Below are 15,170 nucleotides of genomic sequence, written 5' to 3'. Positions count from 1 at the left end.
ACCATCTGTTGGAGAAGGAGCCGTATGAGTTGAGAGGCTCACGTACGGTTCTGATGGGGACTCAAGGGGAGGTTCCTTGGGTCTACCTACTTCAGAATCTTCTGTCGGAATAAAGAGGACGCCTTGAGAACAAAAGAAGCTGTAACAGCGTGGATAACTGAGAGGCTAAGGCTTGAAGTATCGCCGGAGAAAACAAGGATAGTCAATGTCAGAAAACGCTATTCAGAGTTTCTCGGATTCAAGATACGGGTCAGACCAAAAAGCGGTAGGTACGCTGTGCAATCTCATATCTGTGACAAAAAGTTGGAACTGGAAAAGCAAAAGCTGGTGGAACAAGCGAAGCGGATTGCCAGACCGTCCAAAGGAAAAAGACCTTTAGACGAGATAAGGCTGTTCAATTCAATGGTTCTGGGAATACAGAATTATTTTCAGCTTGCTACCTGTATCAGTATTGATTGCAGAAAAATCCACAGGCAGGTCATGACAGTTTTAACAAATCGGCTCAATACAGAAACCGGGTGCAAACTTGTTCGAGAAGGCGGTGCAATGACCGAGAGCGAAAAGGAGCGGTTCGGTAAGTCGGCAATGGTGCGGTATGTATCAGGAATCGACCAACCTATCTACCCTATCGCATATATCAAGAACAAGATACCGATGGCAAAGAAAACAGCGGTATGCAGTTACACGGCCGACGGACGGACATTGATACACACAAACCTAAGCCTGAACTCATTTGTTCTGGCGGGTTTGAGAAATCAACCGTCTATGGGTCGAAGCACAGAACTCACAGACAGCAGGATTTCATTATTCTCTGCTCAACGTGGAAAATGTGCGCTAAGTGGAGAACTCTTTGAAAATGCGGCTGACATCGTATGCTGGCTGAAAACTCCGGCAGAATTTGGCGGCAGGGAACGCTATCAAAACATGATTTTGTTCCACAGGAGATTCCTTCCGCTTCTGCAAAGACGCCCGATGAATGAGCTGAAAGCGATAGCTGATGCTCTCAAAACAACAAAGGAACTGATGTTAAAAGTGAACAGTCTGCGTGAGCGGGCTGGTTTGTCCGCAATAGAATAATAGTATTTCATTTGGAAATTGATTAAATGCTTGTGAAAACAATCGATGGAACGCCGGATGCGGTGAAAGTCGCACGTCCGGTGTGAAGTGGGGGAAAATCCGGCGATAACTTCAAAGGATTACCTATCACTATAGGCTGAAAAGCTCTATTATACGGCACTTATCGCTTATATCTGGTATGAAGCTCCGGAAGAGGAGCAGAATTTCGCAATGCTAATTGATATGATTGATGCCAGCGAAGCCAGAGAGGACGATGAGAATTTCAAAAATGCCGTAGATTTATTGTTTGAGGAGCTGGAAGCGGATAAACCCAATCATTTTGCAGTAAGACAGTACAAAAAGTACAAACTTGCTGCCGGAAAGACAGCGAAATCAATTTTGATTAGCTGTGGTGCGAGGTTAGCACCATTTGATATTAAGGAGCTGCGTGACCTTATGGAATATGACGAGCTGGAGCTTGATACTCTGGGAGAGGAAAAGACAGCGTTATTCGTTATTATTTCCGATACCGATGCCACATTTAATTTTGTGGTATCAATCATGTATTCACAGCTCTTTAACCTGCTTTGTGATAAAGCAGATGATGTTTATAACGGAAGGCTCCCGGTTCATGTGCGCATGCTCCTTGATGAGTTTGCGAACATTGGGCAGATTCCACAGTTTGAGAAGCTAATCGCTACAATCCGTAGCCGTGAAATATCAGCTTCTATTATTTTGCAGTCAAAATCCCAGCTCAAGGCGATTTACAAGGACAATGCAGATACCATAGAGGGCAATTGTGATACCACATTATTCCTTGGAGGAAAGGAAAAGACCACGTTAAAAGAATTGGCGGAAGTATTGGGTAAAGAGACAATTGACCTTTATAATACCTCGGATACAAGAGGTACGAGCCAGTCCTATGGTCTGAATTATCAAAAGACCGGAAAAGAGCTTATGAGTCAGGATGAGATAGCGGTCATGGATGGCGGAAAATGTATTATGCAGCTTAGGGGCGTGAGACCTTTTTTCTCAGATAAGTTTGATATAACAAAGCACAGGCGGTACAAAGAGCTGTCCGATTTTGACCCGAAAAATGCCTTTGACATTGAGGACTATGTGAAGCATCTGCATCGCATGAAAGTTACGCCAGACACAGAGGTAGATGATGCCTTTGATTGTGGAGAAGTTGAGGGCGATACAACGAAATAGCGACTTTTGGACAGAATGTCTAAAGGTGCAGAACTGACAACTGAATATGGAACCATTAACCTCTGGACATTGTGTCCAGAAGAAAAAAGAGTTTTGTTGTGTATGCTGATACATCTCAAAACTCTTTCTTTTTGAAAAAATTAAGAGAAAGAACGAGGTAGATTAAAATGTCATTTTTTACAACAGCAGTAACAGGATTAAAGACGGTAGTAACCGCAATCGGAGCAGGTGTAGGCGTGTGGGGAGTTATCAATCTCCTGGAGGGTTATGGTAATGATAATCCCGGTGCAAAGTCGCAGGGTATCAAACAGTTCATGGCTAATTAAAGGGAACAAAAAGAAAGGAAAAGCCAATCCAGACGGTATCAGCGGCAGGCTACAAGAATAAATTGTGATTTCACAAGATTGGTGCTATAATAAGAGAAAAGTTCCTGCCGGGGCAGCCGCTCCGGTGGTATGGATAGAAAGGCAGGAAAACAATATGCACATCAGCTATAAACCACTCTGGCACACACTGTTAGAGCGTGATATGAGAAAAGAGGATTTAAGGCTTGCCGCTGGTATGACAACAAATATGATTGCCAACATGAGCAAAGAGGGAAAGCACATCAGCATGGATACATTAGCCCGTATCTGCGAAACGCTGAATTGTGAGATTACCGATGTGATTGAGTTAGTACCAGACGAGCCTGCTTCCACAGGAGGTAAGGAACATGAGCGAATTGAAACCAAGAATAAAAGAAAACGGAATTGATTATATCCTTGTTGGAGATTACTACATCCCGGACTTGAAGTTGCCGGAGGAACACCGCCCCATCGGAAAGTACGGACGGATGCACCGGGAATATTTAAGAGAAGTCTGCCCAGCCAGATTACACACATTGACCCTGACCGGGGAATTGTGGACATATCTTGCAGACCTGAACGAACAGGCACAGAAACGGTTAGACACCATCATGGAGCAGATGAAAGCTGCCGAGGGCGTGACCGAGGAATTGAAGCGTACCCGTCAAATGGAATGGGTGCAGCGTTGCAATAACATTCACAACCGGGCAGAAGAAATTGTTTTACATGAGATGATTTATTCATAACGGTATGGTAGAATGATTATTACACTTAGAAGTTGTAAAGGAGACTTTGTATGGGTAGAAAAGAAATAACAACAAAAGAAGATTTAATGAAAGTAATAGAATTATTCGAAAATACTGGAATTACATACTGGTTGGATGGCGGATGGGGTGTAGATATTTTAGCTGGTAAACAAACAAGAATTCATAGAGATATAGATATAAATTTTGATGCTCAACATACGGAAAAATTGTTAAATGTGCTTTTGAATCTGGGCTATAAAATTGATACAGACTGGAAACCGGTTAGAATAGAGTTATATAGTGATGAACTTGGTTACTTAGACATTCACCCGTTCGTTTTAAGTGAGGACGGAACTTCAAAACAAGCTGATTTAGAGGGTGGCTGGTATGAGTTTGAAAAAGATTACTTTGGTAGTGCTTTTTTTGAAGGAAAAACAATTCCTTGTATATCCTTAAAAGGCCAAAGAGTTTTCCATTCAGGTTATGAATTAAGAGATAAAGATAAGCATGATATTTCAATTCTTGAAAGTTTATCAAAATAACATTGCTGTAATTTCTAAGATAAATTCCACTTTATCGCTTTGAAATTTTAACTGAATAAGTATAGCACCAACCGCTGCTACATGGAAGCAAACACAACCATGCAACAGCGGTTTTTCTTTACCGTTTTTTCCTTTGACTGATAGGAGTTCCTGTTTTCTTTGATTTTTGTAGAATCCGAATGAGCCAGCGAAATTCTTCGTCTGACAGATTTTTATAGTTGATGCCGAGCTGCTTGCAGTAAAGGACAACCAGCTTTTCATCCCGACTGCCCTTGAAATTTTCAACCGCTTCCAAATTTTCTTTCAATTCATCGGCAACGGTGGTCTGGGGCGCACTCTCGCTGTCCTTTTTGTGGGCTTCCCGAATATCCCGGATAATGAGATTGAGGTCATCAAGAACCATGTGGCTGAAATATTCATCATCGCTGATATGGGCGGCTTGCAGCACTTTCAAATGCGGGTCGTCTTCGCCGGGGCGATACCGTTCAATGATTTCATGCCGGACAGTATCGACAAGGGCGTTGAGGTTTTGAATCTGCATGGTGGCAATCCCATCTACATAAATCTCAATGTCCGCAAGAAACTTGATAAAGTCCTTATGAGTGGCAAGCTCACAGAGCAGACGGTTGTTAATCCGACCGCCTTTCAGAAGTGCCACCATCTCATCATTCAAATGCAGCTCTGTTAGTGGCGTGTTGATCTGCTCCCGGTTCTCTGTCCGGCACAGCAGATAATCAACGGAAACCCCATAGAAGTCTGCCAGCGTGATAAGGTTGCCATGATTGATTTCCTTATAATCCTCTTTTTCATAACTGCCAAGAGCTGATTTGGAAATGCCCGTCAGCTCTGATAATTCTTCCAGATTTAAGCCTTTGTCCTTGCGGAGTTCCCAAAGGCGTTCCTGTATGCTTGTCGCTCCTTTCATGGGCGCACGCTCCTTTCCGGCGGTTTCATTACTGCCGCTTAACTGGATTATATCATACTTTCCGCAATCGTGGAAATTTCTGATTTTTACCCTTAATTCCTACTTTGTGGACATACGGCACAGGGCACAAAAATGTTCTATGATACAGGTAGTTCATCGATGGATTATTCCAATCGAATGACCAGCCTGTGTGGGATATGCTTCCCCGGCGATGTAGCGCCATGACTTTTGGCAGGGATATGGAGGAACCCTGACCGAAACGAGCGTACCAAAGGGAGCAATACGCCGCTGTGAGATTCAGGGGAGGAACGACACCGGGGAGAACTGGCGAACTGATACCGAAATGATACCGAAACACGACAATCTGATAGGGGGATAGTCTACCCTATTGCTGATACTTCTGGAGATTTTAGACGGCTCTATGACCGTAATTTTGCCGAAAATCGCCCCGAAACTATACACTAAAACGGGAGGAAACGCAATATGCCGAGAATGAGCAAAAAGAGGAAGCATGAGCTTTCTTTTTACCTCAATGACCGGGGGCGTGTCACTTACAACGAATTATGCCGGAAATGCAAGCATGGGTGCAAGCAGAGCTTCCGGGCGGTTGTGGTTGACTGCCCCCGTTATTTATCCAAAAGAGCAAAGAAAAAGGAGGAACACACCGAATGAATTTTGAATTTATGACGATAGGCACACCGTTGCCGCCCTGTATGCCCTTTCCCAGAGCGTTGACAGGATTTCCAGTCAGCAGCACCGCAAAGGTCATGTACTGCCGGATGTTGGACGCTATGCTATCCAACGGACAGGAGGACGAGAACGGAATCCTGTTTATCTGCTTCCCTGTCACAGCCATTGCCGCAGTCCTGTCCCGCAGCCCCATGACGGTCAAGCGTTCTCTGAATGAACTGGAAACCGCCGGACTGATCATGCGAGTGCGTCAGGGCGTTGGAGAACCAAACAGGATTTATGTGCTGATACCGGGAAAGGAGGACGCTGCCCTTGCCTGATACCTCAAAGCTGGAAAAGCTCAACCGAGAGTTGGAAAAGAGTGAAAAGAAACTTCGGAAAGCCATCAATGATGAAAAGGCATTGCAGCACCAGCTAAAGCAGCTTACCCGAAAAGAACGGACACACCGGCTCTGTACTCGTGGCGGTATGCTGGAAAGTTTTCTGCAAGAGCCGGAACGCCTGACAGATGATGATGTCATGCTGTTGTTGACACTCATTTTTCACAGGCAGGACACGCAGGAACTATTGAAGAAACTGCTGGAACGTGAGAAGCCGGAAACCCCTTAGTTTACTAAGGGCGCAATTATACACCACCCAGAGGTTGGTGCATTGCGTTCTCCGAAGGCTCCTCGCCGGGGGGCTGTGATTTTCCGCAGTCATGGTCTGCTCCAAATCAAACAGGGGACGCTACGCTTCCCCTGCGCTGGCTGCCGCCAGCTACCCTTTTGTGGACTTGCCATCTGGGGAGACCTTGCGCTGCAAGCTGTTCCCAGCCGACAAGTTTCATAAAATATGCTATCTTTTCGATAGGCAATAAAGTATAATAAAGTCAGCAATAAATCGGAATTTTACGGTCAGTAAGGAATGCGTAAAGTTATATGATTGTATTATAAGCAATTTGTTAAATTTTTATAACCACTTGTATTTGCCTGCGATTTATGGTATAATATTTTGAAATTTAGAAAGAGGTGGGAAGATGATTAACTTTTCTTGCAAATAAAATCAAAATATGCGGTAGTGCTATACTTTGGAATTATTGTGTCTATTGCAAGAAAGTTATATGTCTATCTTACTCAATATAGTGCTGTTGCCACTTTTGCTTAGTGGTGTTATTTTATGCTATGACGAGCTGCAAGGATAAACTTTCTTGTGGCTCTTATTTTGTTTTGGAGGTGCTTTATGAATAGTGCAGAACAGATAGTTACACATGATTCACTCCGTATAGTGTCGGTTCCTTTTGGTGAAATCTATACGTAGTAAACATTCACCGAACCGACTTTGTATCGTATGACATGCAAAGGAGGATAATATTTATGTCAATGATTAAAATTGAAAACCTTACGTTTTCATATCCGACAAGTTATGATAATGTTTTTGAAAATGTCAGTTTCCAGGTTGATACCGATTGGAAGCTTGGTTTTGTGGGCAGAAACGGACGAGGTAAAACAACCTTTCTGAATCTTCTGCTTGGGAAATATGAGTATAGTGGAAAAATCCTATCATCCGTACAGTTTGATTATTTTCCTTATCCCGTTTCAGATAAGAATCGTATTACAGAGGATATATTGCAGGAGATTTGCCCACTTGCGGAAGAATGGGAACTTATGCGAGAACTTTCTTATCTTGATGTTGATGTCGATGTGCTTTGGCGACCTTTTGAAACACTTTCCAACGGAGAGCAGACAAAGGTTTTGATTGCCGCTCTTTTTCTTAATGAAGGGCATTTCCTACTGATTGATGAACCTACCAACCATTTGGATGCCAAAGCGAGAAAAAGTGTGGCGGCATATCTGAAAAAGAAAAAGGGATTCATCTTAGTTTCTCACGATCGTCGCTTTCTTGACGATTGTGTTGACTATATTCTATCGATTAACCGAGCGAATATCGAAGTGCAAAGAGGAAACTTTTCATCATGGATGTCAAATTTTGAGCGACAGCAAGAATTTGAACTGGCTCAGAACGAACGTTTGCAAAAGGACATCAGACGATTACAGCAGTCGGCAAAACGCGCTGCAGTATGGTCTGAACGTGTAGAAGCTTCCAAAATTGGGGCAGCAGATAAAGGTTATGTCGGTCATAAAGCCGCCAAAATGATGAAGCGTTCAAAATCTATAGAAGCGAGACAACAACAGACAATCGAACAAAAATCAGCATTGCTGAAAAATATGGAAACCGCAGAAGCCCTCAAGATACAACCGCTTAATTACCATACAGATTTGCTTGCATCATTATCGAATGTAGTAGTTTATTATGATGGCATTTCAGTTTGTGAACCCGTTTCGTTTGAAATAAGACAGGGAGAACGCATTGTGCTTGATGGAAAGAACGGCAGTGGCAAAAGTAGCCTGTTAAAGTTGGTAGTCGGGCAGTCCATAGATTATACGGGTACAGTAACACTTGGCTCTGGGCTTGTAATTTCTTATGTGCCACAGGATACATCGTATTTATGTGGAACCCTTTCCGAGTTTGCAGAAGAAAACAACCTTGATGAAAGTTTGTTCAAGGCAATTCTTAGGAAAATGGACTTTGAGCGTGTACAGTTTGAAAAGGATATTAAAGACTTTTCTGGCGGGCAAAAGAAGAAAGTCCTAATTGCGAAAAGCCTTTGTGAAAAGGCACACTTGTATGTATGGGATGAACCGCTCAACTTTATTGATGTGTACTCACGTATGCAGATTGAACAACTCATAACGGAGTTTGCCCCGACCATGCTCCTGGTAGAACATGACAGTGTTTTTCGAGATACTGTGGCAAGTAAAATTGTGAATATCTAAATTGGTTCTTCCGCAATTTTACGTTTTTCGCTTTAATAAAAATGGAGAATGCTGATTTACACTGGCATTCCAGTATTGAAAAATTACAAAATACGGATAATTGCGTAAGAACCTCTAAATTAAAATAATTGTATGGGTTAATTCCAGCTTTACAGAGACTCAAATTCCAGTTTGTAGAATTAAGAAAATCGTAATTTGTGGAGGTAAAATATAGATGAATCAAGGTAGAATTATTGTAATCACAGGTGCGCCGGGGACAGGAAAAACTACAACGGCATCTGCTGTTGCAAAAGAATCAGATTTGGAAAAGTCTGTGCATATGCACACAGATGACTTTTATCATTATTTGAGTAAAGGGGCAATACCACCGCATTTGCCGGAATCAAATGAGCAAAATTTGATTGTCATTGAAGCGTTTTTAGAAGCTGCGAAGCGATATGCTCGTGGTGGATATGATGTAATTGTTGACGGTATTATCGGACCGTGGTTTTTAAAGCCGTGGCAAAGTCTTGTTCGGGAACATTATGAGGTGCATTATATTATTTTAAGGGCAAGTAAGGAAGAAACCTTGAAGCGAGCTGTTGAACGCTCAAAGTTAGACCGAAAGACAAATATCGAATTGGTAGAAACCATGTGGGAGCAATTTTGCAATCTGGGAATATATGAATCGAATGTTATAGATACGACCACTTATTCCATTCAAGAAACTGTTTCCGCAGTACAAGAAAAAATCGCAAGTAGGGCAGCGTTGTTGTCTTAGATTGTTTTGGTGCAATTCCAGTTTGTTAGCTTTACATCGGGTCAACTTGTCCCGAACTTTTACAACTAAATACCCGCCGCTCACACAGTGGCACACCGAGCAGGAAATCTGAAAAAGGTCTCCTGCTTTTTTTCTGCCCAAAATGAGGTGGTAAAACGCCACCCCATCCACCAATTAGCGAAAGGAGGGACACGAAATGCCTTGTCCACACAACGAAATCACGATTGTTCAGCGCAGCCAGCGGCAGTCTGCGGTTGCCGCCGCTGCTTACCAAAGCGGCGAAAAGCTGTTCTGTGAATACGACCAGCAAGTAAAGCACTACCCGGAAAAGCGTGGTATCGTCCACAATGAAATCCTGCTCCCGGCAAATGCTCCACAGGAATATGCAGACCGCAATACTTTATGGAATGCCGCCGAAGCGGTGGAAAAGCAATGGAACTCCCAGCTTGCAAGGCGGTGGGTGCTTACCATTCCCAGAGAGATACCGCCCGACCAGTACGCTGTCCTTGTACGGGAGTTTTGTGAACAGCAGTTTGTTTCCAAAGGCATGATTGCTGATTTTGCCATCCATGACCCCCATCCGCCGGGACACAATCCCCACGCCCATGTCCTGCTGACCATGCGGGCAATGGATGAACATGGAAAATGGCTTCCCAAGAGCCGCAAGGTTTATGACCTTGACGAGAATGGGGAACGGATAAAGCTGCCGTCCGGCAGGTGGAAAAGCCACAAGGAGGATACGGTGGACTGGAACGACCAGAAGTATTGTGAAATCTGGCGGCATGAATGGGAGGTTATCCAGAACCGCTATCTGGACGCCAATGACCGCCCGGAGCGTGTGGACTTGCGTTCCTATGCCAGACAGGGGCTTGATATAGTCCCCACTGTCCATGAGGGGACTGCTGTCCGGCAGATGGAAAAGCGAGGTATCCAGACGAATATCGGCAACCTGAACCGGGAAATCAGAGCCGCCAACCGCCTGATGAAGTCCATCCGGCAGCTTATCCAAAACCTCAAAGGCTGGATTACCGAGCTGGGAGAAAAACGGAAGGAGCTGCTTGCACAAAAGGCGGCGGAGGAAGCGACACTTCTTCCCAATCTGCTGATGAAGTATATGGAGATACGAAAGGAAGAACGGAAGGACTGGACAAGGGCTGGACAGAACCGGGGAACTTCACAGGACTTAAAGGCAGTCAGCGAAGCCCTGTCCTATCTCCGGCAAAAGGGGCTTTCCACTGTGGAGGACTTAGAAGCGTTTCTGGAATCTTCCGGGAAATCAGCCGCAGATTACCGCAATCAGATGAAGCCAAAGGAAGCCCGGAGCAAAGTGATTGACGGGATTCTTGCCAGCCGGACAGACTGCAAGGAATGTAAGGCTGTCTATGAGAAGTACCAGAAGATATTTTTTAAGAAAATAAAGGGGAAATTCAAACAGGAACACCCGGAGGTTGCCCGGTATGAGAAAGCCGCTGACTACCTTGCCAAGCACCCGGACGATAAGGATAAAACGAAAAATGAGTTGCAACAGGAGCAGGAAACGCTTCTCAGCGAAATCGCAGAGCTGAAAGTACCACTGACCGAGGTACAGGAGGATTTGAAGAAGCTGCGGGACATCCGCTACTGGGTACGGAAAGCCACACCCGGCACAGAGGAAAGCAAAGAGCCGCCCAAGAAGCAGCCCATCAAAGAAGTCTTGCAGGATAAGACTGACGAGAAAAAAGCACAAAGAACCGCCCCGGCACAGGAGAAACACAGACAACAGGATATGGAACTTTAACAGGCACTTGCCATTTTCAATTAGAGAATGTCAGGTGCTTTTCTTATTTTCAAGGAGGGATAGATTTGAATGTATTCGAAGCTGTGAAGCAGTCCGTCACAACAAGACAGGCTGCGGAGTATTATGGAATCCATGTAGGTCGGAACGGGATGGCTTGCTGCCCGTTCCATAACGATAAAACCCCAAGCATGAAGCTGGATCGGCGTTACCATTGCTTCGGCTGCGGTGCGGATGGGGATGTGATTGATTTTGCCGCCGCCCTGTATGGGCTGGGAAAGAAAGAAGCCGCCGTACAGCTGGCACAGGACTTCGGGCTTTCCTATGAGGACTGGAAACCGCCGGGAAAGGTAAAAAAGCCCAAGACCCGGCAGAAATCCCCGGAGGAACAGTTTCAGGAAGCAAAGAATCGCTGCTTCCGTATTCTTGCCGATTATCTCCATCTGCTGATGGCATGGAGAACGGACTACGCCCCGCACTCCCCGGAGGAAGCCTTTCATCCCCGGTTTGTGGAAGCCTTACAGAAGCAAGCCCAAGTGGAATATCTGCTGGATGTGCTGCTGTTCGGGGAAACAGAGGAAAAAGCGGATTTGATTACGGACTACGGAAAGGATGTGATACAGCTTGAACAGCGAATGGCAGAACTTGCAGCCGCAGACGCAGCAAGAACTAAAAAACACTATGAACGCCATGCAGCCGCCCCAGAGCGTTGAGGAAATCAAGGCGGGGCTGGAAACCACCGAGAAAGGCGGTGTCCGTCAGAGCATACGGAACTGCCTGACCGTATTCCAACGTGACCCTCTGCTTTCAGGGGCTATCGCATACAACATCCTGACTGACCGCAAGGACATCATAAAGCCCATCGGTTTTCACAGAGAAAGCACCGCCCTGAACGATACGGACATGAAGTATCTGCTTCTTTATCTGGAAGAAACCTACGGGCTTACCAATGAGAAAAAGATTGATAACGCCATCGGGATTGTGGCGAATGAAAACAAGTACCATCCCATCCGGGACTATCTCAATACCCTTGTGTGGGACGGGACAGAGCGAATCCGCTTCTGCCTGCGGCACTTTCTGGGGGCTGACGCAGACGATTACACCTATGAAGCGTTGAAGCTGTTCCTGCTGGGTGCAATCTCACGAGCCTTTCAGCCGGGGTGCAAGTTTGAAATCATGCTCTGTCTGGTAGGCGGTCAGGGGGCTGGAAAGTCCACCTTCTTCCGGCTGCTGGCAGTCCGGGACGAGTGGTTCTCCGATGATTTGCGGAAGCTGGACGATGACAATGTGTACCGCAAGCTGCAAGGTCACTGGATTATTGAAATGTCGGAAATGATGGCAACCGCCAACGCCAAGAGCATTGAGGAAATCAAGTCATTTTTAAGCCGGCAGAAAGAGGTCTACAAGATACCTTATGAAACCCACCCGGCAGACCGCCCCCGTCAGTGCGTGTTTGGCGGCACTTCCAATGCCCTTGACTTCCTGCCCCTTGACCGTTCCGGCAACCGCCGCTTTATCCCGGTCATGGTGTACCCGGAGCAGGCGGAAGTTCACATTTTGGAGGATGAAGCCGCTTCCAGAGCCTATATCGGGCAGATGTGGGCGGAAGCGATGGAGATTTATAAAAGCGGCAGGTTCAAGCTGGCTTTCAGCCCCGCCATGCAGCGGTATCTCAAAGAACACCAGCGGGATTTTATGCCGGAGGACACCAAAGCCGGGATGATACAGGCGTATCTTGATAAATACACCGGGAGCATGGTCTGCTCCAAGCAGCTCTATAAGGAAGCCTTGAACCATGCTTTTGACGAGCCGAAGCAATGGGAAATCCGGGAAATCAACGAGATTATGAACCAGTGCATTTCCAGCTGGCGGTACTTCCCAAACCCAAGAATGTTTTCCGAATATGGCAGACAAAAGGGCTGGGAGCGTGAAAACCCGGCAACGGACTCCGGCAACCCGTCTGAAAAAACGATGGACGGTTTTGTGGAGGTCACAGAACAGATGGAGCTTCCATTCTGAAAAGGACAGCCCGTTGCACCCCCTGTTGTTATCCCGTTGCCGAGCCGGTTGCCGGGAAAAACCCCTTATTTCCGGGCTTTTCTCCCTTATAACAACCAAAACAACAAAAAAATAAAAGAAAAGTATAAATAGTAACCATCGCCAGATTGAGATTGTTTGCAAGGTCTTTTGAAGTCCGTTGCCGGACTTCGTTGCCGACACCCTCTGTCTGGCTATTTTCATGTATGGAGGATAACTGCCTATGGCAAAAAACAAAACAGAGATTCATGTGACCACTGTATTTGACGGGGAGCTTGACGCCACTGATGTGTTCGTCAGCCTGATTTCCCAGAAATACGGAAAGACAAATGCAAAAGAATATCTTGCTAAAAAGAAAGATATAGGCTATAATGAAGATGAGGTTCAAAAGAGCCAGATACCGTCTGGATTGTGTGGGTAAATGGCTATGATGAACGAAATGGAATACAGAACAATCGGTTCGGCACTTGCCGGGGGTTATCGTGCGGCGGTCTATTGCAGGCTGTCAAAGGACGATGACCTGCAAGGCGAAAGTGCCAGTATCGCAAACCAGCGTGATATGCTGGAAAAATACTGCGAAAAGCAGGGATGGGAGGTTGTGGCAGTCTATCAGGACGATGGCTTCACAGGTCTTAACATGGAGCGTCCTGACCTACAGAGAATGTTGAGAGCCATTGAGCGCAGGCAGATCAACCTTGTCATCACGAAAGACCTCAGCCGACTGGGGCGTAATTATCTGCAAACCGGGCATTTGATTGAGGACTTTTTCCCAAGAAACGGTGTCCGCTATATCGCCATGAATGACGGCATCGACACCCTGCGGGATAACAACGACATTGCCCCGTTCAAGAATATCCTGAACGAGATGTACAGCAAGGATATTTCCAAGAAAGTCCATTCCTCTTATCTTCTGAAAGCGCAGAAAGGACAGTTTACCGGGTGTCTTGCCCCGTTTGGGTATCGGAAAGACCCGGAGGACAAAAACCATCTGCTCATTGACGAGGAAACCGCCCCGATTGTGCGGCTGATTTTCGGATATGCCCTGAACGGTCATGGTCCGAACTATATCCGCAGACGGCTGGAGAAAGAAAAAATCCCCTGCCCTACATGGTGGAACCGGGAACGGGGGCTTCGCAATACCCGCACCAAATGGGAAAAGAAAGACCCAGAAAACGGGCGGTATATGTGGGACTTCTCCGTTATCAAAGACCTTTTGATGAATCCCGTCTACACCGGGGCGATTGCTTCCCAGAAAAAGGACTACCGCTTCAAAATCGGCACGATTGGGGAAAAGAAGCCGGAGGACTGGATTGTGGTGGAGGGACAGCATGAACCGCTGATTGACAGCATGAGCTTTGACATTGTGCAGAACAAGCTGAAATCCCGCCAGCGTCCGGGGCAGACCAATGAAATCAGCCTGTTTGCCGGACTGTTAAAATGCGGCGAGTGTGGGAAGTCGCTGACGGTACGCTACACAAACGCTAAACATCCCCAGCGGATTTACTCCTGCAAGACCTACAATGCCTTTGGAAAGAACCACTGCACCCAGCACCGGATTGATTATGACACCCTTTACAGCCATGTGCTGCGGAAAATCCGGGAATGTGCCAGAGCTGCCCTGATGGACGGGGAAGCGGTTGCCGACCGCCTGACCAATACCTGTGAAGCCGAGCAGCGGGAACAGCGGGAAGCAATGGAACGCTCCCTTACAAGGGACGAGGAACGGATTGAGGTTCTGGACAAAATGGTCATGCGGCTTTATGAGGATATGATTGCAGGGCGTATCAGTGAGCAGAATTTCAACACCATGCTGGAAAAGACACAGACCGAGCAGACGGAGCTTAAAACAAAAGTGTCCGAGGGCAGAAAGCGGCTGTCCGATGAAGTCCAGCTTGCCAATGATGCAAAACAATGGGTGGAAGCCATTCAGGAATACGCCAACATCACAGAGCTGGACGCAGCCACCCTCAACCGCTTAATCAAAGAAATCGTTGTGCATGAGCGCATTGACGAAGATAAAACAAGACACATTTCTATCGAAATTCATTTTAATCTCAAACCCATCCCGGAGGTGGAACAGGTCACTGCCTGACCTGTCCCGCCGGGACGGTTCTCTTAACAACACCATATAGATTTTTTGTACGCCGCCGCCCGCCATCGAGCAGAGTTTTTACACCTAATTGGGGATGAAACAGCTTATGTCCGGAGGCGGTATCATTATCGTAGCACAGACGGTGATCCCACAGCTTTCAACGCTGTTCTCATAAT

The 15,170-nt window shown here is 46.1% G+C and carries 16 protein-coding genes and 2 pseudogenes; 17 read left to right on the top strand and 1 reads right to left on the bottom strand.

Annotated elements, in window-relative coordinates; translation table 11 throughout:
- Positions 1-90: 90 nt before the first annotated feature.
- From ACTNC6_RS13995 to ACTNC6_RS13970, 6 genes and pseudogenes are all read left to right on the top strand, one after another.
- Positions 91-1,077, top strand: a pseudogene (locus ACTNC6_RS13995) (group II intron reverse transcriptase/maturase); the annotation flags it as partial.
- A 135-nt stretch (positions 1,078-1,212) separates the two neighbouring features.
- A pseudogene (locus ACTNC6_RS13990) lies at positions 1,213-2,268 on the top strand (VirD4-like conjugal transfer protein, CD1115 family); the annotation flags it as partial.
- A 167-nt stretch (positions 2,269-2,435) separates the two neighbouring features.
- The gene (locus ACTNC6_RS13985; protein ID WP_066548971.1) at positions 2,436-2,594 is read left to right on the top strand and encodes a Maff2 family mobile element protein; all 159 of its coding nucleotides are present in this window, start codon (positions 2,436-2,438) and stop codon (positions 2,592-2,594) included.
- A 154-nt stretch (positions 2,595-2,748) separates the two neighbouring features.
- A complete protein-coding gene (locus tag ACTNC6_RS13980) occupies positions 2,749-3,021 on the top strand; it encodes a helix-turn-helix domain-containing protein (protein WP_002584334.1) in 273 nt (90 codons plus the stop codon).
- Complete coding sequence (locus ACTNC6_RS13975) at positions 2,981-3,358, top strand: TnpV protein (protein ID WP_002584333.1); 378 nt, start codon at positions 2,981-2,983, stop codon at positions 3,356-3,358. Before ACTNC6_RS13980 ends, ACTNC6_RS13975 begins: the two co-directional genes overlap by 41 nt.
- 50 nt (positions 3,359-3,408) lie before the next feature.
- Complete coding sequence (locus ACTNC6_RS13970; protein ID WP_002584332.1) at positions 3,409-3,900, top strand: nucleotidyltransferase domain-containing protein; 492 nt, start codon at positions 3,409-3,411, stop codon at positions 3,898-3,900.
- 118 nt (positions 3,901-4,018) lie between these two features.
- Here the strand turns inward: ACTNC6_RS13970 and ACTNC6_RS13965 are convergent, their stop codons facing one another.
- The gene (locus tag ACTNC6_RS13965) at positions 4,019-4,825 is read right to left on the bottom strand and encodes a helix-turn-helix domain-containing protein (protein ID WP_002584331.1); all 807 of its coding nucleotides are present in this window, start codon (positions 4,823-4,825) and stop codon (positions 4,019-4,021) included.
- Between the two features lie 483 nt (positions 4,826-5,308).
- Between ACTNC6_RS13965 and ACTNC6_RS13960 the strand changes: the two genes are divergently transcribed.
- From ACTNC6_RS13960 to ACTNC6_RS13910, 11 genes are all read left to right on the top strand, one after another.
- Entirely contained in the window at positions 5,309-5,497 is a 189-nt protein-coding gene (locus ACTNC6_RS13960; RefSeq protein WP_002584330.1) for a hypothetical protein, read from the top strand.
- Positions 5,494-5,835 carry a DeoR family transcriptional regulator gene (locus ACTNC6_RS13955; protein WP_002584329.1) on the top strand — a complete coding sequence of 114 codons (342 nt, stop codon included), beginning with the start codon at positions 5,494-5,496 and terminating at the stop codon, positions 5,833-5,835. Before ACTNC6_RS13960 ends, ACTNC6_RS13955 begins: the two co-directional genes overlap by 4 nt.
- Positions 5,828-6,124 carry a DUF3847 domain-containing protein gene (locus ACTNC6_RS13950; RefSeq protein ID WP_002584328.1) on the top strand — a complete coding sequence of 99 codons (297 nt, stop codon included), beginning with the start codon at positions 5,828-5,830 and terminating at the stop codon, positions 6,122-6,124. Before ACTNC6_RS13955 ends, ACTNC6_RS13950 begins: the two co-directional genes overlap by 8 nt.
- Positions 6,125-6,870: 746 nt before the next feature.
- Positions 6,871-8,331, top strand: a complete 1,461-nt coding sequence (locus ACTNC6_RS13945; RefSeq protein WP_002584327.1) for an Lsa family ABC-F type ribosomal protection protein — start codon at positions 6,871-6,873, stop codon at positions 8,329-8,331.
- Positions 8,332-8,545: 214 nt separating this feature from the next.
- Entirely contained in the window at positions 8,546-9,091 is a 546-nt protein-coding gene (locus ACTNC6_RS13940) for an AAA family ATPase (RefSeq protein ID WP_002584326.1), read from the top strand.
- Positions 9,092-9,287: 196 nt separating this feature from the next.
- On the top strand, positions 9,288-10,868 hold the full coding sequence (gene mobQ / locus ACTNC6_RS13935; protein ID WP_002584325.1) for a MobQ family relaxase: 1,581 nt from the start codon (positions 9,288-9,290) through the stop codon (positions 10,866-10,868).
- 65 nt (positions 10,869-10,933) lie between these two features.
- Entirely contained in the window at positions 10,934-11,578 is a 645-nt protein-coding gene (locus ACTNC6_RS13930; RefSeq protein WP_002584324.1) for a CHC2 zinc finger domain-containing protein, read from the top strand.
- Positions 11,547-12,884, top strand: a complete 1,338-nt coding sequence (locus ACTNC6_RS13925; protein ID WP_002584323.1) for a virulence-associated E family protein — start codon at positions 11,547-11,549, stop codon at positions 12,882-12,884. The genes ACTNC6_RS13930 and ACTNC6_RS13925 overlap by 32 nt, the downstream gene beginning before the upstream one ends.
- Positions 12,885-13,125: 241 nt before the next feature.
- Positions 13,126-13,323, top strand: coding sequence for a hypothetical protein (locus tag ACTNC6_RS13920; RefSeq protein WP_002592708.1), 198 nt, complete (start codon positions 13,126-13,128; stop codon positions 13,321-13,323).
- The gene (locus ACTNC6_RS13915) at positions 13,324-14,994 is read left to right on the top strand and encodes a recombinase family protein (protein ID WP_002584321.1); all 1,671 of its coding nucleotides are present in this window, start codon (positions 13,324-13,326) and stop codon (positions 14,992-14,994) included. It abuts the gene before it with no gap.
- Positions 14,995-15,088: 94 nt separating this feature from the next.
- Complete coding sequence (locus tag ACTNC6_RS13910) at positions 15,089-15,169, top strand: Maff2 family mobile element protein (RefSeq protein ID WP_334309820.1); 81 nt, start codon at positions 15,089-15,091, stop codon at positions 15,167-15,169.
- Position 15,170 lies beyond the last annotated feature (1 nt).

The sequence above is a fragment of the Blautia sp. HCP3S3_C4 genome, from assembly GCF_052064095.1.
Lineage (GTDB): Bacteria > Bacillota > Clostridia > Lachnospirales > Lachnospiraceae > Blautia_A.
This window is presented reverse-complemented; position numbering and strand designations above follow the sequence as displayed.

What these genes read in the sequence shown, in the direction of transcription:
- ACTNC6_RS13985 (WP_066548971.1), top strand. Translation starts at nt 2,436, where the DNA reads ATGTCATTTTTTACAACAGCAGTAACAGGATTAAAGACGGTAGTAACC.
- ACTNC6_RS13955 (WP_002584329.1), top strand. Translation starts at nt 5,494, where the DNA reads ATGAATTTTGAATTTATGACGATAGGCACACCGTTGCCGCCCTGTATG.
- ACTNC6_RS13910 (WP_334309820.1), top strand. Translation starts at nt 15,089, where the DNA reads ATGAAACAGCTTATGTCCGGAGGCGGTATCATTATCGTAGCACAGACG.
- ACTNC6_RS13975 (WP_002584333.1), top strand. Translation starts at nt 2,981, where the DNA reads ATGAGCGAATTGAAACCAAGAATAAAAGAAAACGGAATTGATTATATC.
- ACTNC6_RS13970 (WP_002584332.1), top strand. Translation starts at nt 3,409, where the DNA reads ATGGGTAGAAAAGAAATAACAACAAAAGAAGATTTAATGAAAGTAATA.
- ACTNC6_RS13920 (WP_002592708.1), top strand. Translation starts at nt 13,126, where the DNA reads ATGGCAAAAAACAAAACAGAGATTCATGTGACCACTGTATTTGACGGG.
- mobQ (WP_002584325.1), top strand. Translation starts at nt 9,288, where the DNA reads ATGCCTTGTCCACACAACGAAATCACGATTGTTCAGCGCAGCCAGCGG.
- ACTNC6_RS13965 (WP_002584331.1), bottom strand. Translation starts at nt 4,825, where the DNA reads ATGAAAGGAGCGACAAGCATACAGGAACGCCTTTGGGAACTCCGCAAG.
- ACTNC6_RS13980 (WP_002584334.1), top strand. Translation starts at nt 2,749, where the DNA reads ATGCACATCAGCTATAAACCACTCTGGCACACACTGTTAGAGCGTGAT.
- ACTNC6_RS13940 (WP_002584326.1), top strand. Translation starts at nt 8,546, where the DNA reads ATGAATCAAGGTAGAATTATTGTAATCACAGGTGCGCCGGGGACAGGA.
- ACTNC6_RS13945 (WP_002584327.1), top strand. Translation starts at nt 6,871, where the DNA reads ATGTCAATGATTAAAATTGAAAACCTTACGTTTTCATATCCGACAAGT.
- ACTNC6_RS13925 (WP_002584323.1), top strand. Translation starts at nt 11,547, where the DNA reads ATGAACGCCATGCAGCCGCCCCAGAGCGTTGAGGAAATCAAGGCGGGG.
- ACTNC6_RS13915 (WP_002584321.1), top strand. Translation starts at nt 13,324, where the DNA reads ATGGCTATGATGAACGAAATGGAATACAGAACAATCGGTTCGGCACTT.
- ACTNC6_RS13960 (WP_002584330.1), top strand. Translation starts at nt 5,309, where the DNA reads ATGCCGAGAATGAGCAAAAAGAGGAAGCATGAGCTTTCTTTTTACCTC.